The organism is Cupriavidus sp. CPT47-8839-RL05A (genome assembly GCF_058792255.1).
In genome coordinates, this window is the sequence record NZ_JBYTEG010000013.1 from 64,183 (window position 1) to 90,899 (window position 26,717).

24 protein-coding genes are annotated in these 26,717 nt (G+C 66.9%); 13 read left to right on the forward strand and 11 right to left on the reverse strand.

Annotated features, from left to right (window positions below):
- Positions 1 to 73 precede the first annotated feature (73 nt).
- Entirely contained in the window at positions 74 to 535 is a 462-nt protein-coding gene (locus tag AC3WVS_RS17290; RefSeq protein WP_010815000.1) for a VOC family protein, read from the forward strand.
- 211 nt (positions 536 to 746) lie between these two features.
- Here AC3WVS_RS17290 and AC3WVS_RS17295 read toward each other — a convergent pair whose 3' ends face one another.
- Positions 747 to 953 (reverse strand): cold-shock protein, encoded by a 207-nt coding sequence (locus tag AC3WVS_RS17295; RefSeq protein ID WP_010814999.1) that lies wholly within the window; start codon positions 951 to 953, stop codon positions 747 to 749.
- 513 nt (positions 954 to 1,466) lie between these two features.
- Here AC3WVS_RS17295 and clpS point away from each other — a divergent pair.
- From clpS to AC3WVS_RS17315, 4 genes are all read left to right on the forward strand, one after another.
- The gene (gene clpS / locus AC3WVS_RS17300; RefSeq protein WP_010814998.1) at positions 1,467 to 1,793 is read left to right on the forward strand and encodes an ATP-dependent Clp protease adapter ClpS; all 327 of its coding nucleotides are present in this window, start codon (positions 1,467 to 1,469) and stop codon (positions 1,791 to 1,793) included.
- Entirely contained in the window at positions 1,790 to 4,084 is a 2,295-nt protein-coding gene (gene clpA, locus AC3WVS_RS17305; RefSeq protein ID WP_010814997.1) for an ATP-dependent Clp protease ATP-binding subunit ClpA, read from the forward strand. Before clpS ends, clpA begins: the two co-directional genes overlap by 4 nt.
- A 176-nt stretch (positions 4,085 to 4,260) precedes the next feature.
- The gene (locus tag AC3WVS_RS17310) at positions 4,261 to 5,268 is read left to right on the forward strand and encodes a tripartite tricarboxylate transporter substrate binding protein (RefSeq protein ID WP_492319651.1); all 1,008 of its coding nucleotides are present in this window, start codon (positions 4,261 to 4,263) and stop codon (positions 5,266 to 5,268) included.
- Positions 5,269 to 5,310: 42 nt separating this feature from the next.
- Positions 5,311 to 6,159 (forward strand): VOC family protein, encoded by an 849-nt coding sequence (locus tag AC3WVS_RS17315; protein ID WP_492319652.1) that lies wholly within the window; start codon positions 5,311 to 5,313, stop codon positions 6,157 to 6,159.
- 54 nt (positions 6,160 to 6,213) lie between these two features.
- On the opposite strand, the gene dut is transcribed toward AC3WVS_RS17315, so the two are convergent.
- The 5 genes from dut to AC3WVS_RS17340 all read right to left on the reverse strand — a co-directional run bounded on the left by dut (position 6,214) and on the right by AC3WVS_RS17340 (position 12,721).
- Positions 6,214 to 6,714: a dUTP diphosphatase gene (gene dut, locus AC3WVS_RS17320; RefSeq protein ID WP_492319653.1), complete on the reverse strand. Its 501-nt coding sequence runs from the start codon at positions 6,712 to 6,714 to the stop codon at positions 6,214 to 6,216.
- Between the two features lie 71 nt (positions 6,715 to 6,785).
- Complete coding sequence (gene coaBC / locus AC3WVS_RS17325) at positions 6,786 to 7,988, reverse strand: bifunctional phosphopantothenoylcysteine decarboxylase/phosphopantothenate--cysteine ligase CoaBC (RefSeq protein WP_492319654.1); 1,203 nt, start codon at positions 7,986 to 7,988, stop codon at positions 6,786 to 6,788.
- Between the two features lie 191 nt (positions 7,989 to 8,179).
- Positions 8,180 to 8,707, reverse strand: coding sequence for a signal peptidase II (gene lspA / locus AC3WVS_RS17330; RefSeq protein ID WP_492319655.1), 528 nt, complete (start codon positions 8,705 to 8,707; stop codon positions 8,180 to 8,182).
- On the reverse strand, positions 8,707 to 11,601 hold the full coding sequence (gene ileS, locus AC3WVS_RS17335; RefSeq protein ID WP_492319656.1) for an isoleucine--tRNA ligase: 2,895 nt from the start codon (positions 11,599 to 11,601) through the stop codon (positions 8,707 to 8,709). Before ileS ends, lspA begins: the two co-directional genes overlap by 1 nt.
- 124 nt (positions 11,602 to 11,725) lie before the next feature.
- The gene (locus AC3WVS_RS17340) at positions 11,726 to 12,721 is read right to left on the reverse strand and encodes a bifunctional riboflavin kinase/FAD synthetase (RefSeq protein ID WP_035821206.1); all 996 of its coding nucleotides are present in this window, start codon (positions 12,719 to 12,721) and stop codon (positions 11,726 to 11,728) included.
- 227 nt (positions 12,722 to 12,948) lie between these two features.
- Here AC3WVS_RS17340 and AC3WVS_RS17345 point away from each other — a divergent pair, with 227 nt between their 5' ends.
- Positions 12,949 to 14,763 (forward strand): hybrid sensor histidine kinase/response regulator, encoded by a 1,815-nt coding sequence (locus tag AC3WVS_RS17345; RefSeq protein ID WP_492319657.1) that lies wholly within the window; start codon positions 12,949 to 12,951, stop codon positions 14,761 to 14,763.
- 19 nt (positions 14,764 to 14,782) lie between these two features.
- Here AC3WVS_RS17345 and AC3WVS_RS17350 read toward each other — a convergent pair whose 3' ends face one another.
- Positions 14,783 to 15,442: a response regulator gene (locus tag AC3WVS_RS17350; protein ID WP_011615962.1), complete on the reverse strand. Its 660-nt coding sequence runs from the start codon at positions 15,440 to 15,442 to the stop codon at positions 14,783 to 14,785.
- Between the two features lie 257 nt (positions 15,443 to 15,699).
- Between AC3WVS_RS17350 and purN the strand changes: the two genes are divergently transcribed.
- The 6 genes from purN (at position 15,700) to nadC (ending at position 22,950) form a co-directional block, all read left to right on the forward strand.
- The gene (purN, locus tag AC3WVS_RS17355) at positions 15,700 to 16,368 is read left to right on the forward strand and encodes a phosphoribosylglycinamide formyltransferase (RefSeq protein ID WP_492319658.1); all 669 of its coding nucleotides are present in this window, start codon (positions 15,700 to 15,702) and stop codon (positions 16,366 to 16,368) included.
- The gene (locus AC3WVS_RS17360) at positions 16,365 to 17,759 is read left to right on the forward strand and encodes an RsmB/NOP family class I SAM-dependent RNA methyltransferase (RefSeq protein WP_492319659.1); all 1,395 of its coding nucleotides are present in this window, start codon (positions 16,365 to 16,367) and stop codon (positions 17,757 to 17,759) included. The genes purN and AC3WVS_RS17360 overlap by 4 nt, the downstream gene beginning before the upstream one ends.
- Before the next feature lie 65 nt (positions 17,760 to 17,824).
- On the forward strand, positions 17,825 to 19,231 hold the full coding sequence (locus AC3WVS_RS17365; RefSeq protein WP_492319660.1) for a mechanosensitive ion channel family protein: 1,407 nt from the start codon (positions 17,825 to 17,827) through the stop codon (positions 19,229 to 19,231).
- A 386-nt stretch (positions 19,232 to 19,617) separates the two neighbouring features.
- Positions 19,618 to 20,808, forward strand: a complete 1,191-nt coding sequence (locus tag AC3WVS_RS17370) for a DesA family fatty acid desaturase (protein WP_492319661.1) — start codon at positions 19,618 to 19,620, stop codon at positions 20,806 to 20,808.
- Between the two features lie 127 nt (positions 20,809 to 20,935).
- Positions 20,936 to 22,090: a quinolinate synthase NadA gene (gene nadA / locus AC3WVS_RS17375; RefSeq protein WP_492319662.1), complete on the forward strand. Its 1,155-nt coding sequence runs from the start codon at positions 20,936 to 20,938 to the stop codon at positions 22,088 to 22,090.
- Positions 22,087 to 22,950, forward strand: a complete 864-nt coding sequence (nadC, locus tag AC3WVS_RS17380) for a carboxylating nicotinate-nucleotide diphosphorylase (protein WP_492319663.1) — start codon at positions 22,087 to 22,089, stop codon at positions 22,948 to 22,950. Before nadA ends, nadC begins: the two co-directional genes overlap by 4 nt.
- A gap of 73 nt (positions 22,951 to 23,023) precedes the next feature.
- Here nadC and nadB read toward each other — a convergent pair whose 3' ends face one another.
- From nadB to radC, 4 genes are all read right to left on the reverse strand, one after another.
- Complete coding sequence (gene nadB / locus AC3WVS_RS17385) at positions 23,024 to 24,616, reverse strand: L-aspartate oxidase (RefSeq protein ID WP_010814981.1); 1,593 nt, start codon at positions 24,614 to 24,616, stop codon at positions 23,024 to 23,026.
- A gap of 187 nt (positions 24,617 to 24,803) precedes the next feature.
- On the reverse strand, positions 24,804 to 24,974 hold the full coding sequence (gene rpmG / locus AC3WVS_RS17390; RefSeq protein ID WP_010814980.1) for a 50S ribosomal protein L33: 171 nt from the start codon (positions 24,972 to 24,974) through the stop codon (positions 24,804 to 24,806).
- Positions 24,975 to 24,987: 13 nt separating this feature from the next.
- Positions 24,988 to 25,221 carry a 50S ribosomal protein L28 gene (gene rpmB, locus AC3WVS_RS17395; RefSeq protein WP_006575661.1) on the reverse strand — a complete coding sequence of 78 codons (234 nt, stop codon included), beginning with the start codon at positions 25,219 to 25,221 and terminating at the stop codon, positions 24,988 to 24,990.
- A gap of 191 nt (positions 25,222 to 25,412) precedes the next feature.
- Positions 25,413 to 26,099, reverse strand: coding sequence for a RadC family protein (gene radC / locus AC3WVS_RS17400; protein WP_492319664.1), 687 nt, complete (start codon positions 26,097 to 26,099; stop codon positions 25,413 to 25,415).
- Positions 26,100 to 26,204: 105 nt separating this feature from the next.
- On the opposite strand from radC, the gene AC3WVS_RS17405 reads away from it, so the two are divergent.
- Complete coding sequence (locus AC3WVS_RS17405) at positions 26,205 to 26,693, forward strand: FKBP-type peptidyl-prolyl cis-trans isomerase (RefSeq protein WP_010814978.1); 489 nt, start codon at positions 26,205 to 26,207, stop codon at positions 26,691 to 26,693.
- Positions 26,694 to 26,717: the final 24 nt, after the last annotated feature.

The window sequence follows — 26,717 nt, forward strand, 5'->3', positions numbered from 1 at the left end:
TTGCCCCGGGCGCCAGTGTTGCCTAGAACGTCAGGGGTTGGACTGACGGGCCTGGCGGCCCGAGGAGACAGGCATGGACGATCCCTTCCGCCGCACCGCGTTCGGTGCGGCCCTCTTCTACAAGGACCCGCTGGCGGCCCTGGACTGGCTGGAGCGCGCCTTCGGCTTTGAGCGGGTCATGGTGATCCGCGACCAGCAGGACCAGCTGGTGCATTCTGAAATGCGTTTCGGCGACAGCTACCTGATGGTGGGCAGCGAGTGGGCAGACTTTACCGCCAGCCCGGCCTCGATCGGGGGCAAGAATACCCAGACCCTGCACGTGCACCTGCAGGAAGGGCTGGACCAGCATTGCGAGCGCGCCCGCGCCGCCGGGGCCGTGATCCTGCGCGAGCCGCAGGACGAGTTCTACGGCGACCGGACCTATACGGCCCGGGACGCGGAGGGCCATGTCTGGACCTTCGGCCAGACTGTGCGCAAGGTCACCAGGGAAGAAGCCGAGCAGGCCAGCGGGCTCAAGATCGACGGCTGGGCCTGATGGCCCGGACCCCGGGGCCCAAGCAGAAAGCCCGGCGCAAGGCCGGGCTTTCGGTCGGATGTGGAGCGTGCAGCTGATCCGAGCCGGCACCCGCCGCGCCGCCGTGTCGGCAACGCGGGGCGCCGGCATCGATCCCGTCCCGGGGGAGCTCCCCCCACATCCTGGTTGACCGCTCCGCGGCTCTGCGGCCGGGATGCGGTCGCGGCGCGCTTTAGCTGGCGTCCTGGATATTGGTGGCTTGCTTGCCCTTGGGGCCCTGGACCACCTCGAACGAGACGCGTTGACCTTCCTTCAGCGTCTTGAAGCCGGACATCTGGATAGCCGAAAAGTGCGCAAACAGTTCTTCTTCGCCCTCGTCCGGCTTGATGAACCCGAAGCCCTTGGCGTCATTGAACCATTTGACGATACCGCTTGCCATATACTCCCCCACGAAATAGCAGATTTCAAAGCGGGGAAGCCTTGCCAGCCAGACGGCACGGACTGCGGCGCCATGACCTGCCGCGTCCTGAGGTGCGGCCGGCGATGACGCGCGGCGAGGTGCAATCGCGTGGCGGCCAGTCTCGATGCTGACTCGCCGCCGCGGCGGCCGTGGCCTCCCTGCTCACGGATCACCTGCCTCGGCTGTTGCTTTGGCTCGTTGGCCGTCGACAGGTGTGCGAACGATTCTTCTGGCAAAGCAGGATACTGTCAAGTTGGCGGATTCCCCACTGCCAGCAGGGTGTGGCGGGAATGGGACGGCACCTGGTGGTACCTTGGCGGCATGCGCCAGGGCCGCCGTGCTTGCTGTCCCGCCCGCGCCGGCCACGTGCCTTGCAATGCCTCCCGCGTGAAATCCCGCGTCCTTCCACCACCGGAAACAGGTGGCCCGGCTCTTGAATCCGGCGCCTTTTCCCCAAATTGCAGAGTTGCGAGTAAGGGTTAGAATAAAGCCATGGCTACACGGCTTGCGAATGTCCCACAACGCGAAGCAGGCACCATCCTGGAGCGGAAAGAGCAGGCGCTTAAACCGCCCGCCATGTTCAAGGTGGTGCTGCTTAATGACGACTACACTCCGATGGAGTTTGTAGTGATGATCCTGCAGCAGTATTTCAGCAGGGACCGGGAAACGGCGACGCAGATCATGCTCACCGTGCACCGGGAAGGAAAGGGCGTCTGCGGTATCTACACCAGGGATATTGCAGCGACCAAGGTCGAGCTGGTGTCAACGCACGCGCGGCAGGCGGGGCATCCCCTGCAGTGCGTGATGGAGGAAGCATGATTGCGCAAGAATTGGAAGTGAGCCTGCATATGGCGTTTGTCGAAGCCAGGCAGGCACGCCACGAGTTCATTACCGTGGAGCACCTGCTGCTGGCATTGCTCGACAATCCCACGGCAGCGGAAGTCTTGCGCGCCTGCGCGGCCAATATAGAAGACCTGCGCACCAGCCTTAAGAACTTCATCGCGGATAACACGCCGGTAGTGCCGGGTACCGACGAGGTCGATACCCAGCCCACGCTCGGTTTCCAGCGCGTGATCCAGCGCGCGATCATGCACGTCCAGTCCACTTCCAACGGCAAGAAGGAAGTGACGGGTGCCAACGTGCTGGTCGCGATTTTCGGCGAGAAGGATTCGCACGCCGTCTATTACCTGCAGCAGCAGGGCGTGACGCGGCTGGACGTGGTCAATTTCATCAGCCACGGCATCCGCAAGGACCAGTCCGAGCCCGCCAAGCATGGCGATGCCGCCGGCGAAGGCGAGGGCGGCGACGGCAAGGAAAGCCCGCTCGAGCAATACACCCAGAACCTGAACACGCTGGCCAAGGCCGGCAAGATCGACCCGCTGATCGGCCGCGAGAGCGAAGTCGAGCGGGTGGTCCAGGTGCTGTGCCGCCGGCGCAAGAACAACCCGCTGCTGGTGGGCGAGGCCGGCGTCGGCAAGACCGCGATCGCCGAGGGCCTGGCCTGGCGCATCACCAAGAACGAGGTGCCGGACATCCTGGAAAAGGCGACCGTCTACTCGCTCGACATGGGCGCGCTGCTGGCCGGCACCAAGTACCGCGGCGACTTCGAGCAGCGCCTGAAGGGCGTGCTGAAGTCGCTCAAGGACAATCCGAACGCGATCCTGTTCATCGACGAGATCCACACGCTGATCGGCGCGGGCGCTGCCTCGGGCGGGACGCTGGACGCCAGCAACCTGCTCAAGCCGGCGCTGTCGTCGGGCCAGCTCAAGTGCATCGGCGCGACCACCTTCACGGAATATCGCGGCATCTTCGAGAAGGACGCGGCGCTGTCGCGGCGCTTCCAGAAGATCGACGTGGTCGAGCCTTCGGTCGACCAGACCGTGCAGATCCTGCGCGGCCTGAAGTCGCGCTTCGAGGAGCACCACGGCGTCAAGTACGCGGCCTCGGCACTGACCGCGGCGGCGGAGCTGTCGGCCCGCTTCATTACTGACCGCCACCTGCCCGACAAGGCGATCGACGTGATCGACGAAGCCGGCGCGGCGCAGCGCATCCTGCCGAAGTCCAAGCAGAAGAAGACCATCGGCAAGGGCGAGATCGAGGACATCGTCTCGCGCATCGCGCGCATCCCGCCGCAGAGCGTGAACCAGGACGACCGCAGCAAGCTGCAGACGCTGGACCGCGACCTGAAGTCGGTGGTGTTCGGCCAGGATCCGGCGATCGAGGCACTGGCCTCGGCGATCAAGATGTCGCGCGCCGGCCTGGGCAAGACCGACAAGCCGATTGGCTCGTTCCTGTTCTCCGGCCCCACGGGCGTGGGCAAGACCGAGGTCGCCAAGCAACTCGCCTTCATCATGGGCATCGAGCTGCTGCGCTTCGACATGTCCGAGTACATGGAACGGCACGCGGTGAGCCGCCTGATCGGCGCGCCGCCGGGATACGTCGGCTTTGACCAGGGCGGCCTGCTGACCGAGGCCGTCACCAAGAAGCCGCACTGCGTGCTGCTGCTGGATGAAATCGAGAAGGCGCATCCGGATATCTTCAATATCCTGCTGCAGGTGATGGACCATGGTTCGCTGACCGACAACAACGGCCGGCGCGCCGACTTCCGCAACGTGATCATCATCATGACCACCAACGCGGGGGCGGAGACCATGAACCGCGCCACCATCGGCTTCACCAGTTCGCGCGAGCAGGGCGACGAGATGGCTGACATCAAGCGCATGTTCACGCCGGAGTTCCGCAACCGGCTGGATGCCATGATCAGCTTCCGCTCGCTGGACGAGGAAATCATCCTGCGCGTGGTCGACAAGTTCCTGATGCAGCTGGAAGAGCAGCTGCACGAGAAGAAGGTGGAAGCCAGCTTTACCGAGAAGCTGCGCAAGTTCCTGGCGCACAAGGGGTTCGATCCGCTGATGGGCGCGCGCCCGATGCAGCGCCTGATCCAGGACATGATCCGCAAGGCCCTGGCCGACGAACTGCTGTTCGGCAGGCTGGTTTCGGGCGGCAAGGTGGTGGTGGACCTGGACGAGCAGGACCAGATCAAGCTCGATTTCTCCGAGATCGAGCCGGAACCGCCCGAGGCGCCCGAGGAACAGCGCGCAGAAGCCTGAGCGGTTATCGGCCGCGTTGCCAGCAACGTGGCCGGTCATCGGGCAAAATACGGGGGCGGCAGTCATGCCGCCCCTTTTCTTTTTGTCCCGGCGGTCGCCGGCCATGCCCGTCGGGGCACGGGTTTGCGGCCGCAGCTGGCCGCGCAACCGGCCAGGAATCCAGCCTGAAAACCCTGATGTCCTCTGCCGAACGCACGCGGCGCCGCCGCCTGCTGCTCAAGATCCTGCCGCTGGGCGCCATGCCCGTCCCGATGCTCCACGCCGCTGCCGCCACCGGCGCCGAACCGCTGGCGGGCAACCGCCCGATCGCGCTGGTGCTGCCGTTCCCGCCAGGCGGGAGCGTCGACATCGTGGCCCGGCAGCTGCAGCCCGGGCTGAAGGCGGCGCTGGGGCAGACCGTGGTGGTCGACAACAAGCCGGGCGCGGGCGGCCTGATCGCATCGAGCACCGTGGCGCGCGCGAAGCCGGACGGCACCACCCTGTTGATGGCCTTCGACACCCACGCCATCAACCCTTTCGCCTACAAGCAGCTGCCCTACGATACCTTCCGCGATTTCTCGCCAATCTCGCAGCTGGTGCGCTTTCCGCTGGTGATTGCCGCCAATCCCGCGCTGCCCGTGGCCAATGTGCGCGAGCTGGTGGCGCTGGCCAAGGCCAGGCCCGAAGGCGTGCGCTATGCCTCGTCCGGCATCGGCAGCCTGAACCAGCTGGCGGCCGAGGCGCTGGCGACCGAAGCTGGCGTGCGTATGCTGCATGTGCCCTACAAGGGCGGCGGGCCGGCCGTGCAGGCGGTGCTGTCGAACGAGGTCGATATTTTCTTCAGCAGCTATGCCGCGGTGCAGGCGCACGTGGCCGCACGCACCATCAAGGTGCTGGGCGTGACCGGCACCAGCCGGCTGCGCCAGCTGCCCCAGGTGCCGACGGTGGCCGAGCAGGGGCTCAAGGGCTTCGAGGCCTACTCCTGGATCGGCGTGTTCGGCCCGGCCGGCCTGCCGGCATCCACGGTCACGCGCATTCACGACGCGCTGGTCGAATCGCTGCGCCAGCCGCGCGTGGTCGATGCGCTGGCCGCGCAGGGCTTCGAGATCGTGGGCGGCAGCCCGGCCGACCTCGGCAACCTGGTGCGCCGCGAGCATGACAAATGGCAGGCCGTGGCGCACAAGGCCAATATCCAGTTCGAATGACGATGTCCGGCGCCGGTGCGCCGTGAAACCGAGAGGATGCCGATGGCAACGCAAGCGGAAATGTTCGACCACGCCGTGGTGGTGTGCCCAGACCTCGATGCCGGGGCCCAGGCCTGGCGCCGGCTCGGCTTTACGCTGACGCCGCGCGGCTACCACACGCTCGGCTCGCAGAACCACTGCATCATGCTGCGGCGGGACTACCTTGAGCTGCTGCACGTGACCGCGCCCAGCCCCAACCGCCAGTACTACTGGGATGCGCAGGCGCATGGCGGCGGCTGCGCGGCGATGTCGTGCAAGAGCGCCGACGCCTTTGCCACCGCGGCACGGCTGCGTGCGGCGGGCTGGCACACCTCGGACCCGATCGAGTTCTCGCGTCCGGTGCGGCTGGATGACGGCAGCGAGCACCCGGCCACCTTCCGCGTGACCGCGCTCGACGATGCGCCGGGCGCGCGCTACTTCGTCTGCGAGCACCGTACGCCCGAACTGCTGTGGCGGCCCGAATGGACCCGCCATGCCAACGGCGCGCACAGCATCGCCACCATGTTCCTGGTGGTGGCGCCCGCGCTGGTGGACGCCGCCGCGCGCGCCTACGCGGAGCTGACCGGCGGCGAGCTGACGCAGCTGAGCGAACATGTCTGCAGCCTGGCGCTGGACGATGCCACGCTGGTGGTCAGCACGCCGCAGGCGCTGGCCTCGGCCACCGGCACCGCGCATATCCGGCGCGAGGGGCCGGGCTACGCGGCGATCCGCCTGCGCACCAATGACCTGGCGGCCGCGCGTGCCGGCTGGCGCGAACAGGGTGTGCCGACCCACGACCTGGGCCCGCGCGAGACCCTGGTGCTGGCGGATGCCGCCAGCGGCGTGGCGCTGCTGTTCGAGCAGCAGGGCTGAAATGCAAACTGGCGCCCCGCGGGGCGCCAGTGTCTTGTGCGGCCAGAGGCTGCGTCAGGCGCTGGCCTTGGCGTGATGCACGCCGGTCGAGCCAAAGCCGCCCGCGCCGCGTTCGCTGTCTTCGCTGAATTCTGCCACCGTCGAAAACACCGGCCGCAGCACCGGCACGAACATCATCTGCGCGATGCGCTCGCCCGGCTGGATCACGATCGGCTCGGTGCCGGGCGCATTGCGGTTCCACACGCTGACCATGATCTGGCCCTGGTAGTCGGCATCGATCACGCCGATCGAATTGCCCAGCACCAGGCCCTTCTTGTGGCCCAGGCCCGAGCGCGGCACGATGGTCGCGGCCATGTACGGGTTGCCCATGTGCACGGCGATGCCGGCCGGCACCAGTTGCGCGGGCGTGCCCGGCGCGATCGATACCGGGGCGTCGATGCAGGCATGGAGGTCGATGGCTGCGGCCATTTCGCTCTGGTAGGCGGGCAGGCCCCATTCATTCAGGCGCGCATCGAGCACCTTGATTTCGACGGTCGGGTTCAGTGGCTGGGTCATGGGAATCCTGGGGGGAATCGGTTCAACGGAATAGGTGGCAGCCGCGCATGATACCGGACGCGCGCCCGCCATCAGGGCCGTGCGCGCCCGGGCAGGCGCTGGCCGATCGCCGCCACCAGCTGGCGCGCCAGCGACAGCTTGTCGGCGCGCGGCAGCCGCGTCATGCCGGCGGCGTCGAACAGCACGATCTCGTTGTCGTCCAGGCCGAAGGTATGGTGGCCGATATTGCCGACCAGCAGCGGCACGCCCTTGCGCTGGCGTTTCTGCTCGCCGTACTGCTCCAGGTTCTCGCTCTCGGCGGCAAAGCCGACGCAGTAGGGGGCGTCGGCCCGCGCCGCGACCGTGGCCAGGATGTCGGGGTTCTGCACGAACTGCAGCGTGGGGGTGTCGGTATCGTTGGCCTTCTTCAGCTTCTGCTGCGCGACTTCAGCCGGGCGCCAGTCCGCCACCGCGGCCACGGCGACAAAGACATCCACGCCGTGCAGCTGCGCGATCGCCGCGTCATGCATCTGCTGCGCGCTGCGCACGTCGGTGCGGACCACGCCACGCGGGGTGGGCAGGCCGGTGGGGCCGGCCACCAGCAGCACCTCGGCGCCGGCCTCGCGCGCCGCGCGTGCGATCGAGAAGCCCATCTTGCCGGACGACAGGTTGGTGATGCCGCGCACCGGGTCGATCGCCTCGAAGGTCGGGCCGGCGGTGATCAGCACGCGCTTGCCTTGCAGCGGCTTGGGCTGGAAGAAGGCGATGATGTCGTCGAGCAGTTCTTCGGGCTCCAGCATGCGGCCGTCGCCGACCTCGCCGCAGGCCTGGTCGCCGCTGCCGGGGCCCAGGATCATCACGCCGTCGGCGCGCAGTTGCGCGGCGTTGCGCTGGGTGGCGGGGGCGGCCCACATCTGGCGGTTCATCGCCGGTGCCACCAGCAGCGGGCAGTCGCGCGCGATGCACAGGGTGCTGAGCAGGTCGTCGCACAGCCCGTTGGCCAGGCGCGCCATGAAATCGGTCGAGGCCGGGGCGATGACGATGGCATCGGCCTCGCGCGACAGGTCGATGTGCGCCATGTTGTTGTCGATGCGGGCATCCCACTGCGACAGGAAGACCGGCCGGCCGGACAGGGCCTGCATCGTCACCGGCGTGATGAAATGCGTCGCCGCCTCGGTCATGGCCACCTGCACGGTGGCGCCGGCCTTGGTCAGCAGGCGGACCAGTTCGGCCGACTTGTAGCAGGCGATGCCGCCGGTCAGGCCGAGAACGATGTGCTTGCCGCGCAAATCCATGGTGGGGAACCTGGCTGGGGAGAAAGGGAAATGATACCGGGGAAGCCGGCTGAGGGTTGGCTCCCCATTCCCGCACGGCGGGAGTGGGGCCGGGGGTGAGGGCGGGCGGTTCTGGTGGCGTGGTGCCTTGCTGAACCGCCCCTCACCCTAGCCTCTCCCCGCGAGGGGAGAGGGGAACACAATCAGGGCGCTCAGTGGCGCCGCACCCTGCGCAGCTCGTCCACGATCAGCAGCACCGCGCCGACCGTGATCGCGCAGTCGGCCACGTTGAAGGCCGGCCAGTGGTAGTTGCGCACATAGAAGTCCAGGAAATCGACCACGTGCCCGTAGGCCACGCGGTCGATCACATTGCCGACCGCGCCGCCCAGGATCAGCGACACCGCGAAGCAGAACAGCCGCTGGCCGGTGTGGCGATACAGCAGCCACACGATGAACGCGCCCACCACGATGCCCAGCCCGGTAAAGAACCAGCGCTGCCAGCCGCCGGCATCGGCCAGGAAGCTGAACGCCGCGCCCTTGTTGTAGACCAGCACCAGGTTGAAGAAGCCGGTCACCGGGCGCGATTCACCATAGGTGAAGGTGCGCACGATGACGATCTTGAAGAACTGGTCGAGCACCACCACCAGCAGTGCGAAGGCCATCCACAGCAGCGGGGTGGTGCTGGCGGCCTTGTTGTTGCGGCGTGCCGGGCGCGCGGAACGGGACGTGGTCGATGCCATCAGGCATGGCTCCTGTGTTCACCGGCGCCGAACAGGTTGCTGTCGCAGCGCCCGCAGAGGGTCGGATGGTCCGGGTTGTGGCCGACATCGGCGCGGTAGTGCCAGCAGCGCTCGCACTTGGCATGGGCCGACGGGGTCACCGTGACCAGCAGGTCGCCGGCCTCGGGCGCGTGCGTTACCTTGGCCGACGAGGTCAGCAGCACGAAGCGCAGGTCGTCGCCCAGGCTCTGCAGCGCTTCCAGCACCGGGCCGCCGGCCTGGATGGTCAGCTCGGCCTGCAGCGACGAGCCGATCTCGCCTTCCACGCGCACCGCTTCGAGCTGCTTGGTGACTTCGGCGCGCACTTCGCGCAGCGTGTGCCACTTCTGCAGCAGGTCGTCGGCGCCGTCGTCGACTTCCGGCACCGCGTAGTAGGTGCTGGTGAAGATGGTGTCGGTGTGCTCGGTGCCGTGGGCGAAGATCTGCCACGCTTCCTCGGCGGTGAACGACAGGAACGGCGCCATCCAGTGCAGCATCGCCTGGGTGATGTGGTACAGCGCGTTCTGCGCCGCGCGGCGGGCCTTGGAGTCCGGCGCGGTGGTGTACAGGCGGTCCTTCAGCACGTCGAGGTAGAAGCCGCCCAGGTCCTCGGAGCAGAAGGTCTGCAGCTTGGACACCACCGGGTGGAATTCATACGACTCGTAGTGCGACAGCACTTCCTTTTGCAGCTGCGCGGTCAGCGCCACGGCGTAGCGGTCGATCTCCAGCCATTCCGACGCCGGCAGGGCATGCCTGGCGTGGTCGTAGTCGGACAGGTTGGACAGCAGGAAGCGCAGCGTATTGCGGATGCGGCGGTAGCCTTCCACCACGCGCTTGAGGATCTCGTCCGAGATCGACAGCTCGCCGGAGTAGTCGGTCGAGGCCACCCACAAACGGATGATCTCGGCGCCCATCTTGTTCGAGATGTCCTGCGGCGACACGGTGTTGCCAATCGACTTGGACATCTTGCGGCCTTCGCCGTCGACGGTGAAGCCGTGCGTCAGCAGCGCCTTGTAGGGCGGCTTGCCGTACAGCATCGACGCGGTCAGCAGCGACGAGTGGAACCAGCCGCGGTGCTGGTCCGAGCCTTCCAGGTACAGGTCGGCGAGGCGGCCATCGGCTTCATCGGCGGACGGATCGTACAGGTCGTCGCGGTGCGAGCCGCGGATCACGGACCAGTGCGTGGTGCCGGAGTCGAACCACACGTCCAGCGTGTCGCGGTTCTTCTCGTACTGGCTGGCCTCGTCGCCCAGCAGCTCGGCCGGGTCCAGCGTCTGCCAGGCCTCGATGCCGTGCTGCTCCACGCGCCTGGCCACTTCTTCCAGCAGCTGCGGCGTGCGCGGGTGCAGCGCGCCGGTTTCCTTGTGCAGGAAGAAGGCCATCGGCACGCCCCACTGGCGCTGGCGCGACAGCGTCCAGTCCGGCCGGTTGGCGATCATGTTGTGCAGGCGCTGCTTGCCCCAGGCCGGGAAGAACTCGGTGGCGTCGATGCCGGCCAGCGCGGTCTCGCGCAGGGTGGGGCCGGTCTTGCCGTTCTCGTCGGCCGGGTCCACGTCCATGCCCGCGAACCACTGCGAGGTGGCGCGGTAGATGATCGGCGTCTTGTGGCGCCAGCAATGCATGTAGCTGTGGGTGTACTTGTGCGAATTGAACAGGTTGCCCGAGGCCTGCAGCACCTCGACGATCTTCGGGTTGGCGTCCCAGATCGACAGCCCGCCAAAGAGCGGCAGCGTGCCGGCATAGACGCCGTTGCCCATCACCGGGCTGATGATGTCCGAATCGGCCATGCCGTGCGCCTTGCACGACTGGAAGTCTTCCACGCCGTAGGCCGGCGCCGAGTGCACGATGCCCGAGCCGGTATCGGTGGTGACGTAGTCGCCCAGGTAGACCGGCGACAGGCGGTCATAGCCCGCGTCCATCTTGGCCAGCGGGTGGTGGAAGCGGATTTCCGACAGTGCCGCGCCGGTGGTGGTGGCCACGACCTTGCCTTCCAGGCCGTAGACCTTGAGCTGCTCCTCGACGCGCTCGGTGGCCAGGATCAGGTAGCCGCGCGGGGTCTCGACCAGCGCGTATTCCACTTCCGGGTGCACGTTCAGCGCCTGGTTGCTCGGGATGGTCCACGGCGTGGTGGTCCAGATCACGATCCAGCCGGGCTTGCCGTCGAGCTGCTCGAAGGGCACCTTGAAGGCGTGCGCCAGCTTGTCGGCTTGCGCGAACGGGAAGCCCACGTCGATCGACAGGTCGACCTTGTCCTTGTATTCGACCTCGGCCTCGGCCAGCGCCGAGCCGCAGTCGAAGCACCAGTTCACCGGCTTCAGGCCCCGGAACACATAGCCCTTCTCCATGATCTTGCCGAGCGCGCGCAGTTCATCCGCCTCGTTGCTGTAGTTCATGGTCAGGTAGGGGTGGTCCCAGTCGCCGAGCACGCCCAGGCGTTCGAAATCCACCATCTGGCGCTTGATCTGCTCGGTGGCGTAGGCGCGCGCCTTGGCCTGGACCTCCTGCACCGGCAGGCCCTTGCCGAATTTCTTCTCGATCTGGATCTCGATCGGCATGCCGTGGCAGTCCCAGCCCGGCACGTAGACGGCGTCGAGCCCGGTCAGGCCGCGCGCCTTGATGATCATGTCCTTGAGCACCTTGTTGACGGCGTGGCCGATATGGATGTCGCCGTTGGCATACGGCGGGCCGTCATGCAGCACGAACTTCTTCGCGCCCTTGCGTGCCGCGCGGATCTTCTTGTAGAGCTGCTTGTCCTGCCACTGCTTGACCCACTGCGGCTCGCGCTTGGGCAGGTCGCCACGCATCGGGAAGGGCGTGTCGAGCAGGTTGACCGGATACTTGCTTTTCTCGGGCTTGGCGCGTTTGTCGTCAGACATTTCGATTCTCAGGGCAATTCGGGTTGGCGCGCGGGCGGCGGCAGGCCGGCGGGCGCGCGGAAAGACTGGGGCGGCGGCGTGCGTGCCGGGCCCGCGCCACTGGCGTGCGGGCGGGCGCCGGCCGCTACCTAATTCGGTCGGTGGCGGAGGTGGCGAAGTCGCGCCCGCCGCTGCCTTCGGCCGCGCCCGGGGCGGTCAGACCGAAGAAGGCGCGCGCATCGGCGCTGTCCTTGGCGATGGCGGCGGTGAGCTCGTCCAGGTTGTCAAAGCGCGCTTCGTCGCGCAGCTTCTTCATGAATTCAACCCGCACCAGCTTGCCGTACAGGTTCTCTTTGAAATCGAACAGGTGGACTTCCAGCAGCACCCGGCCGGCGTCCTCGATGGTGGGGCGCACGCCGATGCTGGCCACGCCCGGCAGGGGCTGGTCGGCGATGCCGTGCACCTGCACCACGAAGATGCCGCTGACTGCCGGCCGCTTGTGCGAGATGCGCAGGTTCAACGTCGGGAAGCCCAGGTCGCGGCCCAGCTTGCGGCCGTGGATCACGTGGCCGCTGATGGCATAGCCGTGGCCGAGCAGGCGCCGGGCATGCTCCAGGTCACCGTCGGCCAGCGCCTGGCGCACCGCGGAGCTGGAGATGCGGATGCCGCCTTCGGACACCGATCCCATCTGCTCGACATCGAAGCCGTAGCGGCGCCCGGCTTCCTGCAGGTAGGTAAAGTCGCCGGCGCGCTTGGCGCCGAAGCGGAAGTCGTCGCCGACCAGCACCCAGCGCGCGTGCAGGCCATGCCAGAGCACGTTCTCGACGAACGCCTGCGGCGACTGGGCGGCAAAGTGGGCGTTGAAGTGTTCCACCACCACCCGGTCCACGCCGTTGCGGCGCAGGCTTTCCAGCTTGTCGCGCAGCAGCGCGATGCGGGTAGGGGCCTTGTCCGGGGTGAAGAACTCGCGCGGATGCGGCTCGAAGGTCATCACGCACAGCGGCAGGCCGCGTGCGTCGGCGGCTGCGCGCGCACGCGCGAGCAGCGACTGGTGGCCGCGATGCACACCGTCGAAATTGCCGATGGTGAGCGCGCAGGGCGCCCGGCTTTCGGCGTTGGGCAGGCCGCGGAAGACTTTCACGGGGACGGCGGGAAACGTTTCAGGTAAAGCGAGCATTATAAGGCGAATGGGTCCGCTTGCCGCTCCCGCCGCCCGCGGCCGGTGCCGCGCTGCTGTTTTTGTGCCGCAACCGGCCCTCGCGGCATGGCGCGATGCCGCAAAAGGCGGCATGATATGCCCCACTTCGGCTTCACTTCGGCGCTGGCACCTGCTGCCACCGACATCCGCCCATTCCAAGCCAGCCACACTTGAAAGCGCTGCCCAACCGGTTCTTTTCCCGGCTCCTGCCCCGAGTCCTGCCTCAGGCGACCGCCCAGCTCGACGTCGAGACGCGCGCCAAGCTGATGGCCATCGTGCACAAGAACTCGCCCACGGCGATCGTGGCCTCGGTGCTGCTGCCCGCGCTGACCACACTGGGATTCTGGAACGACGTGAGCCACTCGGCCTTGCTCGGCTGGTGCGCGGTGATGCTGCTGCTGACGGCCGGCGGCCTGTGGTTCTATGTCGGCTACCAGCGCGACCATGCCTCGATGAGCCGTTCCGCGCACACGCGCAAGTGGTGGAACAATATGCGCGCGGTTGCCTTCCTGACCGGCGTGACCTGGGGCAGCTCGGCGCTGCTGCATTTGTATGCAGGCTCGTCGGTGTTCTCCAGCGTGCTGTACCTGCTGACCCTTGGGGTGCTGGCAGGCGGCGCGGTGTCGCAGGCGCCGGTGCCGTCGAACCTGGTCTATGCCGGCGTGCCGATCCTCGTGCCCAATATCCTGATGGCGGAATTCGCCTTCCCCGGCCATGGCGTCTATGTGCAGGTGCTGCTGGTGATCTATGGTCTGATGCTGTCGCGCCATGCCTTGCACCTGCAGGTCACGCTGGTGCGCGCCATCCAGCTCGAGGGCGACAGCCGCCGCCTGGCCAAGCAGTTCCAGGAGGAAAAGGAGCGCGCGCTGCATGCCAGCGAGGAGAAGTCGCGCTTCCTGGCTGCCGCCAGCCACGACCTGCGCCAGCCGGTGCATGCGCTGGTGATGCTGGTGGAGGCGTTGCGCGCGCGCAACCAGTCGTCGGCGCTGCATCCGCTGGTGGAGCAGGTGGCGGCGGGTACCCAGACCATCGACCTCTTGTTCCGTTCGCTGCTGGACCTGTCCAAGCTGGAAGGGCGCAAGGTGTTGCCGACGCTGGAGCCATGCGAGCTGGGTGCGCTGATCCGCGACGTGATGAGCCAGTTTGCCGCCGATGCGCGCGAAAGCGGCCTGACCCTGACCCCGCGCGTGCCCGACGAGCTGTACGCCATGGCCGAGCCGGTGCTGTTGCGCCGGGCCCTGTTCAACCTGGTGCAGAACGCGCTGCGCTACACCCCGCGAGGCGGCGTGCTGGTGACCGCGCGCCAGCGCCGCAAGCATGTGCGGCTGGAAGTCTGGGATACCGGCGCCGGCGTGACACCCGAGCACCTGCCCGACATCTTTTCGCCGTACTACCAGGTCCATAACCCGCAGCGCGACCCGTCGCAGGGCCTGGGCCTGGGGCTGGCCATCTTCAAGGAATGCGTGCGCCTGATGCGCGGCACCTATGGCGTGCGCTCGGTGCCGGGCAAGGGTTCGGTGTTCTGGTTCGCGCTGGCGACGGTGCCGGCCGAGACCGTGGCCAGCGTGCGCGAGATGCGCGCGATGGCGCAGGCGGAAGAGGCCAAGCCCGACCGCCTGCAGGGCACGGTGCTGGTGGTCGACGACGACAGCCAGATCCGCAAGGCCTGGATCGCGCTGATGGAGGCCTGGGGCATCCGCGTGGCCTGCGCCGCGCACGGCGCCGAGGCCGACAAGCTGTTTGCCAAGGGCCTGCGCCCCGACATCATCTTCTGCGACCTGCGCCTGCCCGGCAGCGAGAACGGACTGGATTTGCTCGAGCGCTGGCAGAACACGCAGCCGCAGGCGCGCAGCGCGCTGCTGACCGGCGACCTGAAATCCGCCGCGCTGGCGGCGGCGGAAGAGGCGGGATATTTCGTGCTGCCCAAGCCGGTGGACCCGGCTTCGCTGCGGCTGCTGCTGCGACGCTGGCTGCGGCCGGCCTAGGGCGGGGTGCCGGCCTGCGTTACTGGCGCAGGCGGAACCGCTCCATGCGCGACATCACCTGCATGCGCGTGCGCACGCCCAGGCGCTGCAGGATGGCCGACACGTGCTCCTTGACGGTGTTCTCGGTCAGCCCCAGGCGGCGCGCGATCACCTTGTTCGGCAGGCCTTCCAGCACCAGCGCCAGCACCGAGCCCTGGCGCGGCGTCAGGCCGAGCTCGGCCGGCGTGACCGGAATGCCGTGGGCGGGCCCGAACGACTGCGCGCGGCCGTTCAGGGCCTCATCGGTGGGGAAGGAGGTGTCGCCTGCCAGCACCTTGCGCACCGCGGCGGTGAAGGCATTGGCATCAAGGTGCTTGCCGACGAAGCCGCAGGCCGACAGCGCGCGGGCGCGGCCGACGATCTCGGGGGTGGCCTCGGCGGACATGAAGATGAAGCGTGCGCCGGGGATGACGGTCTTGAACGACTGCATGGCATCGAAACCGGTGCCATCGTTCAGCCAGATATCGAGCAGCACGATATCGGGACGCAGCCCCTGCTGCAGGCTTGTCAGGGCTTCGCGGGCACTGCCGGCGGCATGGACTGCCACATCCGGCATGACTTCGGCGAGGAAAGCCGTAGTGCCTGACAAAGCCATAGGATGATCATCGACCACCAACAACGTCGGTGCAGCGTTCGACATGCGAATTCCCGTTCAAATTCCCGTTTCGTCCTTGTTGTCACCAGCTCTTGGCGAGCACTGTGTCATGCACAGGGTTGGCGCGTGGACGTAGCGCCCACTCTAGCAGAGGGGGCGAAGCGTCACAATCCATCAATCGGGGGTATACGGGCATGCCGTCACATGTTAGACACATCGCGCCCTGTCCGAATCTCGTGAATTAAGCACGTAATGCGTTGGCTTTACCAGAGTTTAGCGCCTTGCCTTGGTAGAATTGCGCGATGAAAAAAATTGTCATCTTGATTTCCGGGCGAGGCTCCAATATGGAAGCCATCGTCCGTGCCTGCGCGGGTGGCGGCTGGCCCGCCCGGGTGGCGGCAGTACTGTCGAACCGGCCGGACGCCGCCGGGCTGCAATTCGCGCAGCAGCATGGCATCGAAACCGGCGTGGTCGACCATCGCCAGCACCCTGACCGTGCCGCTTTTGATGCGGCTTTGGCCGAGGCCATCGACGCCCACGCGCCCGACCTGGTGGTATTGGCCGGTTTCATGCGTATACTCACGCCCGGCTTCGTCGACCGCTATGCGGGCCGGCTGCTGAATATCCATCCGTCGCTGCTGCCATGCTTCCCGGGCCTGAACACCCACAAGCAGGCGCTGGACGCCGGCGTCAAACTGCATGGCGCCACCGTGCACTTTGTCACCCCAGAACTCGACCATGGCCCGATCGTGATCCAGGCTGCACTTGATGTGCAACCCGCGGACACGCCCGAGAGCCTGGCCGCGCGCCTGCTCGAATGCGAGCACGTGATCTATCCCCGCGCCGTGCAATGGTTCGTCGAGGACCGCCTGCAACTGCAGGACGGCGTAGTCAACGTTATCAACCCGGCCGAATCGCAATTGCTGATGGCCATCTCCGCCGATACCCCGGCGGGAGGAGTCAAGGCATGAGTCGCACCCAGGCAGGAACCCGATCCCCGCGCAGCGAAGGACATGCCCCCGCGCGCAGCAAGGGCAAGGGCAGCCCCATCCGCAAGTCGCCCAATGCCAACGGTGCCCCGGTCCGCTCGCATGGCGGCCTGCATGCCACCCATATCCAGCATATCGACCGCCTGCTGGGCAAGGTGATGCTGTTTGCGCGCCCGGCCGATGCCGTGGTGAGCTATTACTTCCGCGAGAACAGCAAGCTTGGCCACCGCGAGCGCGGCATCATCGCCGAGGCCATCTACGCGGTGCTGCGCCGGCGCGTCGAGTTTGCCCAGTTTGCCGAAAGCGGCACGGGCGCGACCTCGCGCCGGCTGGCGCTGCTGGGCCTGGCCGCGACCCTGGGCCGCGACACGCTGACGCCGTTCCTGCATCCCGAAGAAGCCGAGTGGCTGGACCGCCTGACCACGATCGAGCGCTCCAGCCTGGCGCCGCGCGTGCGCGCCAACCTGCCCGAGTGGCTGTACGACGAACTGGTGCGCGGCCACGGCGAGGCCTTCGCCGCGGCCCTGGGCGACGCGCTGCTGCGCCCGGCGCCGCTGGACCTGCGCGTCAACCTGGCCAAGACCAGCCGCGAGGCCGCGCTGGCCGAGCTGCACGCCGCCGGCCTGGGCGCCGAGCCCACGCCGATGGCGCCGGCCGGCATCCGCATGGCCGGCAAGCCGGCACTGAACCAGTTGCCGATCTTCGTCAACGGCCTGGTCGAGGTGCAGGACGAGGGCAGCCAGCTGCTGTGCAACCTGGTCGCACCCAAGCGCGGCGAGATGGTTGTCGACTTCTGTGCCGGCGCGGGCGGCAAGACCCTGGCGCTGGGCGCGGCGATGCGCTCGACCGGCCGGCTCTACGCCTTTGACGTATCGGAAAAGCGCCTGGCCAACCTGAAGCCGCGGCTGGCGCGCAGCGGGCTGTCCAACGTCCATCCGGTGCTGATCGACTCCGAGCGCGACGCCAAGATCAAGCGCCTGGCCGGCAAGGCCGACCGCGTGCTGGTCGACGCGCCCTGCAGCGGCCTGGGCACGTTGCGCCGCAACCCCGACCTGAAATGGCGGCAATCGCCGGAGTCGGTGCTGGAACTGACTGCCAAGCAGAGCGCGATCCTGGACTCGGCCGCGCGGCTGGTGAAGGGCGGCGGCCGCGTGGTCTACGCGACCTGCAGCGTGCTGGAAGCCGAAAACGAGCAGATCGTGCGCGACTTCCTGGCTGCGCACCCCAACTTCCGCCTGGTGCCGGCCGCCGAAGTGCTGGCCGAGCAGAAGATCGAAGTGACCGGGCTGCCGGACAACGGCATGTTTGCCCTGTATCCGCACCTGCACCAGACCGACGGGTTCTTTGCCGCGGTGCTGGAACGCACCAGCTGAACGCCGGTGCCTGCCGGGCCGCCCGCCGATCGCGCGGGCGGCCGCGCCAACCCTGAGTTTCCTCGATGAACGGTGAGACCCTGTCCGACCTGGGTGGCCTGAAAGACCTGAAGGCCTCCCATTCCATGTTCGGCAAGATGCTGGACGACCTGATCCGCGACGCAGGCGGGCCGGGCTTCTTCTGGCAGTTGCTGGTGCTGGCCGGCTGCCTGCTGGTGGCATGGCCGCTGGCGCGCTTCGTGGTGCGGCGCCTGGAAGCGCGCTACCAAGGCTCAAGCTTTTCCGTGCGCTTTGCCGCCGCCAGCCTCGAGCGCGCCATGTTCCCGCTGGCCGGCTGGGTGCTGGTGCTGATGGCCCGCTTTGCGCTGGAGCCGCTGATCCCGATCAGCGTGCTGCGCCTGGCGCTGGTGCCGCTGTTCGGCATCACCTTCCTGAATTTCACCTTCTATGTGCTGCGCCGGGTGATGTCGGGCAGCGGCCAGCTGCATGGCATGCTGCTGCTGGTGGAGAAGGTGCTGACCACGCTGGTGTGGGCCGGCATGGCGCTGTACGTGCTGGGCGTGCTGGCGGACGTGGTGGCGTGGATGCAGGGCGTGCGCTTCGCGATCGGCGGCAAGCAGAAGATCAGCCTGGCCGAGACCCTGATGGCAGTGGTCTGGATCCTGCTGACGGTGCTGGTGGCGCTGTGGTTCGGTTCCTGGCTGGAAGAGCGGCTGATGCGCTCGGCCAACCTCGACGGCAACCTGAAGGTGGTGCTGACGCGCATCTCCAAGGCCTTGCTGCTGCTGGTGTCGCTGCTGCTGAGCCTGTCGCTGGTGGGGATCGACCTGACCGTGCTGTCGGTGTTCGGCGGCGCGCTGGGCGTGGGCCTGGGGCTGGGTTTGCAGAAGATCGCCAGCAACTACATCTCCGGCTTCATCATCCTGCTGGACCGCTCGGTCAAGCTGGGCGACCAGATCACGGTGGACAAGTACACCGGCATCGTGTCGCAGATCCGCACCCGCTATACGGTGGTGCGCAACGGCGATGGCGAAACCCTGGTGCCGAACGAGCAACTGGTGGCGCAGCCGGTGCAGAACCATTCGTTTTCCAATACCAATGTGCGCGTGGCTACCCGGGTGCAGGCAGACTACAACGCCGATCCGGAAACGGTGATCACGCTGCTGACCGCATGCGTGCGCGACCTGCCGCGCGTGCTGCCCGACCCGGAGCCCGCCGCTTTCCTGGTGCTGTTTGCCGACAGCGGCATCGAGTACGAGGTTGCGGTCTTCGTGGCCGATCCGCAGAACGGCAAGCTGGGCGTGCAGTCGGCGATGAACCGCGCGATCTGGCGCACGCTGCGCGAGCATGGGATTTCCATCCCCTATCCGCAGCGTGAACTTCGCGTGCTGGGCGAGGCACCCTTGCCCGGCAACGATCTGCCCCCATCTAAGGCGGTAGCGGATGCAGCGAATGCGGCGAGTGCCGCATAGACCGCAAGATGGGCGCAGCATGCGCCACTCACGGAACGAAAACTGTGGCGCCCCGTCCAAATCCGGGAAATAGCGTATGCTTGCGCGTCGCGCGATCCGGTAGAATGCCGGGTTGTCGCGGGTTGCAGCCTCAGGTTGCAGCGCACGCTCCCACATCAGACAGCCGCCAGATTGCAGCGGCTCGTACCTTGTCCCGCCAGCGCAGGGCCATCCCGGCGCCGGCGCGAGACTCGTGTGCCTGGGAGCCCGGAATGACTTCGGGTCCCGTGGCAGGCGCCAGAAAGCTATCGCAATCACTTGGATTCGCAGCCTTTTTTCTGCGCGTTGCGTGCACCGGCCCCGCCGGGCTGCACGGGAAAGTCCCTGTTTAACCGACGGAGAACAGTTTGTTCGACACTATTCTTGACTGGGCCGCCAACGGCCTTGCCAACTGGACCTGGTGGGAGATCGTCATCTACACGCTCGTGATGACGCATATCACGATCGCCAGTGTCACCATCTTCCTGCACCGCTGCATGGCGCACCGGTCGCTGGATCTGCACCCGATCGCCCAGCATTTCTTCCGCTTCTGGCTCTGGCTGACCACGGGCATGGTCACGCGCGAGTGGACCGCCATCCACCGCAAGCACCACGCCAAGTGCGAAACCGAAGAAGATCCGCACAGCCCGCAGACCCGCGGCATCCGCAAGGTGCTGCTGGAGGGAGCGGAGCTGTATCGTGCCGAATCCAAGAACAAGGAAACCATCGCCAAGTTTGGCCATGGCTGCCCCAATGACTGGGTCGAGCGCAATGTGTACTCGCGCTTCGGCTGGCAGGGTGTCGGCCTGATGCTGATCATCGACCTGGCGCTGTTCGGCGTGATCGGCATGACCGTTTGGGCCGTGCAGATGCTGTGGATCCCGATCCATGCCGCCGGCATCATCAATGGCCTGGGCCACTGGTGGGGCTATCGCAACTACGATTGCGAGGACGCCTCGACCAACGTGTCGCCGTGGGGCCTGATCATTGGCGGCGAAGAGCTGCACAACAACCACCACACCTACCCGACCTCGGCCAAGTTCTCGATCAAGTGGTATGAGTTCGATGTGGGCTGGGGCTATATCCGCGCGATGCAGGCAGTCGGCCTGGCCAAGGTCAAGAAGACCCCGCCCAAGGCGCGCCTGGTGGAAGCCCGCCCGGTTGACCACAACACGCTGGAAGCGATCATCGCCAACCGCTATGACGTGATGGCGCGCTACGCCAAGGCCGTCAAGGGCGCGTTCCGCCAGGAACTGGAAAAGCTCAAGGAAGGCCGCGTGGCCGAGTACCGCAGCTTCAAGCCCGCCAGCAAGTGGTTCCACCGCGAGGAAACCAAGCTGGCCGCGCCGCAGCGCGAACAGCTGGCCAGCATCGTCGAACAGAACAAGGCGCTGCAGACCTTCGTCGAAATGCGCCGTGAACTGGCCGCCATCTGGGGCCGTTCCAACCTGACGCGCGAGCAGCTGCTGCAGCAGCTGCAGGCCTGGTGCCATCGTGCCGAGGCCAGTGGCATCCAGGCGCTGCAAGATTTCTCGCTGCGCCTGCGCCGCTACGCCTGATACAATCCGGCCGCGCCGTATGGTTTGACAAAGCCCCGCCCATGGCGGGGCTTTTGTTTTAGATAAACTCCCCAATATTCTGGCCGGGCCGCATCCCTGCTGGCGAAGGTCTAGAGGAGTACCGGAGATGACCCCACAATCGATCAAGACCGTCGAGTTCGAAAAGCCGAACCTGGCGGATGCCGAAAACGCCACTGGCAGCAGCTGCGTGGCCCATGCCTGGGCCAAGGTGCCGCCGGTGCTGACGCCCGACGAGCGCCAGTCCCTGAAGATGCGTATTCGCCGCCTGCTCAAGGAGCGCAATGCGGTGCTGGTGGCGCACTATTACGTCGACGCCGACCTGCAGGACCTGGCCGAGGAAACCGGCGGCTGCGTCTCCGACTCCCTGGAAATGGCCCGCTTCGGCCGCGACCACGAGGCCCGGACCCTGGTGGTGGCGGGCGTGCGCTTCATGGGCGAGACCGCCAAGATCCTGAGCCCCGAGAAGACCGTGCTGATGCCGGACCTGGACGCGACCTGCTCGCTCGACCTGGGTTGCCCGGCCGATGAGTTCGCCGCCTTCTGCGATGCGCACCCGGACCGCACCGTGGTGGTCTACGCCAACACCAGCGCCGCCGTGAAGGCGCGCGCGGACTGGATGGTGACCTCCAGCATCGGCCTGAAGATCGTCGAGCACCTGCATGCGCAGGGCAAGAAGATCCTGTGGGCGCCGGACAAGCACCTGGGCAGCTATATCCAGAAGCAGACCGGTGCCGACATGCTGCTGTGGCAGGGCTCGTGCCTGGTGCACGACGAGTTCAAGGGCATCGAGCTGGACCTGCTGCGCCGCGAATTCCCCAACGCCAAGATCCTGGTGCACCCGGAATCGCCGGAAAACGTGGTGGCGCAGGCCGACGTGGTCGGCTCCACCTCGCAGCTGATCGAGGCCGCGCAGAAGCTGGACGCGACCGAGTTCATCGTCGCCACCGACAACGGCATCCTGCACAAGATGCGCATGGCGGCGCCCGGCAAGCACTTCATTGAAGCGCCCACGGCCGGCAACAGCGCGACCTGCAAGAGCTGCGCGCACTGCCCGTGGATGGCCATGAACGCGCTCACCAACCTGGCCGAGGTGCTGGAAACCGGCCGCAACGAGATCCATGTCGACCCGGTGATCGGGCGCCAGGCGGTGACCTGCATCAACCGCATGCTGGACTTCGCCGCCGCGCAGAAGCGCAATGTGCGTCCGTCGGCAGACCTGGCCAAGGAACAGGCGCTGTTCCAGGGGATTGGCCCGGCATGAGCGTGAATTCGATTTTCGACAGCTACGGCCCGGCGCTGCAGGCAGCGCTGCAAGCCAATGTGCAGGCCGCCATTGACGAGGATGTCGGCAGCGGCGACCTGACCGGCCTGCTGGTGCCTGCGGCCAAGGCGGCACGCGCGCGCGTGATCGTGCGCGAGTCCGCAGTGCTGTGCGGCCAGCCGTGGTTCGATGCCTGCATGCGTGCGGTCGACCCGGCGCTGGAAGTGCACTGGCTGCAGCAGGAAGGTGCCCGCATGGCGCCCGATTCGGTGGTCTGCGAGATCACCGGCCCGGCGCGCTCGCTGCTGACGGCGGAGCGCCCGTCCCTGAATTTCCTGCAACTGCTGTCGGGCGTGGCCACCGCCACGCGCCGCTATGCCGACCTCATCGCCGGCACCCGCGCGCGCGTGCTGGATACGCGCAAGACGTTGCCGGGCCTGCGCCTGGCGCAGAAGTACGCGGTCCGCATCGGCGGCGGCGAGAACCAGCGGCTGGCGCTGTACGACGGCATCCTGATCAAGGAAAACCATATCGCGGCGGCTGGCAGCATCAGCGCGGCCATGCAGGCGGCGCTGGCGCTCGATACCAGGGCGTCGGTGCAGATCGAGGTGGAAACGCTGGCCGAACTGGAAGAAGCGCTTGCGGCCGGTGCGAAGTCGGTGCTGATCGATAACTTCACCGTGCCGATGATGCAGGATGCGGTCAGGATCAACCGGGGCAGGGCGCTGCTGGAGGTGTCGGGCGGCGTCAATGCCGATACTATCCGCACCTTTGCCGAAACCGGCGTGGACCGGATCTCGGTTGGTGCGCTGACCAAGGACGTGCGGGCGACGGACTATTCGCTGCGGATCATCGGCTGACGCTTCGCGCGATACCAGCAAAACGGGGTGGGGCCTTGCGGCCCCACCCCGTTTTGTTTTGCCTGGCCAGCCGTCAGCGCTTCCTTGTGGCTGGCGGCTGAATCACCGTCGGCAGCGCCTTGGGCAGGGTATCCGGATAGTCCCGGCTGAAGTGCAGGCCCCGGCTTTCATGGCGCGAGTAGGCGCTGTCCACGATCAGCGAGGCCACTTCGACCAGGTTGCGCAGCTCCAGCAGGTCGCTGGTGACGCGGAAGTTGGCGTAGTACTCGGCGATTTCCTCGCGCAGCAGGCCGATGCGGTGCTGAGCGCGCTCCAGCCGCTTGCTGGTGCGCACGATGCCGACGTAGTTCCACATCATGCGGCGCAGCTCGTCCCAGTTGTGCGACACCACCACCTCCTCGTCGGCATCGGAGACGCGGCTTTCATCCCAGGCCGGCAGCGTGATGTCAGGCAGGCCGGCCTTGTCCTTGGAAGCGATGTCCTCGGCCGCGGCGCGGCCGATCACCATGCATTCGAGCAGCGAGTTGGAGGCCAGCCGGTTGGCGCCATGCAGGCCGGTGCAGGCGGTTTCGCCCACCGCGTACAGATTGCCGATATCGGTGCGCCCGGAGGTGTCGGTGACCACGCCGCCGCAGGTGTAGTGGGCGGCCGGCACCACGGGAATCGGCTCGCGCGTGATGTCGATGCCGAGCTCCAGGCAGCGCGCGTGGATGGTCGGGAAGTGTTCTTTCAGGAAGGATTCGGGCTGGTGGCTGATGTCCAGGTAGACGCAGTCCAGGCCGCGCTTCTTCATCTCGAAGTCGATCGCGCGCGCCACCACGTCGCGCGGGGCCAGTTCGGCGCGCGCATCGTGTTCGGGCATGAAGCGGGTGCCATCGGGCAGCTTGAGCAGGCCGCCTTCGCCGCGCACCGCTTCGGAGATCAGGAAAGACTTGGCGTAGGGGTGGTACAGGCAGGTCGGGTGGAACTGGATGAACTCCATGTTCGAAACCCGGCAGCCCGCGCGCCAGGCCATGGCGATGCCGTCGCCGGTGGCCGTATCCGGGTTGGTGGTGTACAGGTAGACCTTGCCGGCACCGCCCGCGGCCAGCACGGTGTGCGTGGCGGTGAGGGTGCGCACCGCGCCGGTGCTGTCGTCCAGTACGTACAGGCCGTAGCAGCGGTTGCCCGGCAGCCCCAGCTTGCGCGAGGTGATCAGGTCGATCGCGAAGTGGTCTTCCAGGATGGTGATGTTCGGGTGCTGCATGGCCTGCTGCAGCAGCGTGCTGACCACGGCATGGCCGGTGGCGTCGGCGGCGTGGATGATGCGCCGGCGGCTGTGGCCGCCTTCGCGCGTCAGGTGGAAGCCCAGTTCGGCCTGCTCGTCGCGCGTGAACGGCACGCCGCGGTCGATCAGCCACTGGATGGCTTCGCGCCCATGCTCCACGATGAAGCGCGTGGCCTCTTCGTCGCACAACCCCGCACCGGCGACGAGCGTGTCCTGCGTATGCTCGTCATGGCTGTCGCCGGAATCCAGCACGGCGGCAATACCGCCCTGCGCCCAGTCGCTGGCGCCCTGGGTCATGGCGCGCTTGCTGAGGATGGCCACCCGGTGGGTGTCGGCCAGTTGCAGCGCGACCGTAAGGCCGGCCAGGCCGCTGCCGACGATGGCGACGTCGAAATTCATGGTGCGGAGTGCGCTGGGGGGCGCCAGGCAAAAAGGAGGAAACGGGAAAGTCTACACCTGAAGCGCCATCCCGCGCATCAGCGCGTCGCGTGGGGGTGGGCGCTTATCGCCCCGCAGGCCTGCGCGGCGCGCAGGCAACAAAAAGCCCCGCGGCATGGCGGGGCTTTCTGGCGGGAACCGGGATCAATTACTTGATCTTGGTTTCCTTGTAAGCGACGTGCTTGCGGGCGACGGGATCGAACTTCATGATCTCCATCTTTTCCGGCATGGTGCGCTTGTTCTTGGTGGTCGTGTAGAAATGACCCGTACCTGCGGTCGATTCCAGCTTGATCTTGTCGCGGCCGCCCTTGCTTGCCATGATGTGCTCCTAATTAGACTTCGCCGCGTGCGCGCAGGTCGGCGAGCACGGAGTCGATGCCTTTCTTGTCGATCAGGCGCAGGCCGGCGTTCGAGACGCGCAGGCTCACCCAGCGGTTTTCGGATTCAACGAAGAAACGACGATTCTGCAGGTTGGGCAGAAAACGGCGCTTGGTCTTGTTGTTTGCGTGGGAAACGTTGTTGCCGACCATCGGCGCTTTCCCGGTCACTTGACAGACGCGTGCCATGAAGCACTCCTAAATCTTCTATTCGTGGACAATGTTCGCAACAGATCAACAAAAGGCGCGCGGGCCCGGACTGCAGCGGTTGAGACTTCAGCAAAACGGGCATTATAGACCGGATTCCCTCGCCGAATCAATGCCTTCTGTGCTTTGGCGTTATCCGGTGTTGCTGCGCTGTATATGCCGTGGCGTTGGCGTCACAGCCCGGGCAGGCGGTCGCAGCAGTCGGCCAGCGAGCGGATTTCCTGGCCGGCCACGATGAAATGGTCGAGCAGCCGCACGTCGATCAGATCGAGGGTGCGCGCCAGTTCGTGGGTCAGGCGGATGTCGCTCTGGCTCGGCGCGGTGGTGCCGCGCGGGTGGTTGTGCGCGACGATGATGCCGGCCGCATTATGCACCAGGGCCTGGCGCGCCACCTCGCGCGGGTAGACGGCGGTGCGCGTCAGCGTGCCGCGGAACAGTTCTTCACTGGCCACCATGCGGTTGCGCGGATCCAGGAACAGGCACAGGAAGACCTCGTGCGGCAGCGGCGCCAGCGTCAGGCGCAGGTAGTTGCGCACCGCCGCCGGGCCGTCGAAGCCGGTGGGCAGGCGCAGCGATTCAGCCAGCGCGCGCCGGGCCAGCTCCGGAATGGCCTGCAGCTGGGCATACTTGGTTTCGCCCATGCCCCGGACGCTTGTCAGTGCGCGCCCCTCGGCCGCGAACAGGGCTGTCAGCGAGCCGAAGCGGTGCAACAGCTCGCGTGCGAGGTCCACGGCACTTTTTCCGGCAGTGCCCACGCGCAGCAGGATGGCCAGCAGCTCGGCGTCGGACAGGGCGGCGGCGCCGCTTTCCATCAGTTTCTCGCGGGGCCGCTCGCAGGCGGGCCAGTTGGCAATGGTCATGAGCACTCCAGGGTAGTCACGCCGTGATGAGGGTGAGGCCGGGCCCGGGGCGGCGGGCAATGGGCCAGTCGAATACAATACGGGTTGTTGACCGCTTGATCACCCATGAATTTGCAAACTTTCGCGTCGGAAACCGACGGCGGCACGGCTGGCCGCAAGACTGTCCAGGCCGACTCTTTCCTGACCCTGCACTACAGCATCGCGCTCGAGAACGGCACCGAGGTCGTCAGCACGTTCGAGGAGAAGCCCGCCACGCTGCTGCTCGGCCAGGGCCAGTTCGCGCCGACGCTGGAGCAGGCGCTGCTCGGCATGCCCGAAGGCGAGCGCATGACCTACCGGCTGGCGCCGGAGCAGGCCTTTGGCCCGCGCAACCCCGAGCTGCTGCAGTGGGTGTCGCTGGCCACGCTGCGCGAGAACAGTTCCTTCGAAGAGGACTACAGCCCGGGCGACCTGGTTGAGTTCAACGCGCCCGGCGGCGGCAAGTACGCGGGTGTGCTCAAGGAGTTCGGCGAGACCGCCGCGCTCTTTGACTTCAACCATCCGCTGGCCGGGCAGACCATCCTGTTCGACGTGCAGCTGATCGGCATTCTCTGAGCGCGCCGCACGTGTGCCGAACCA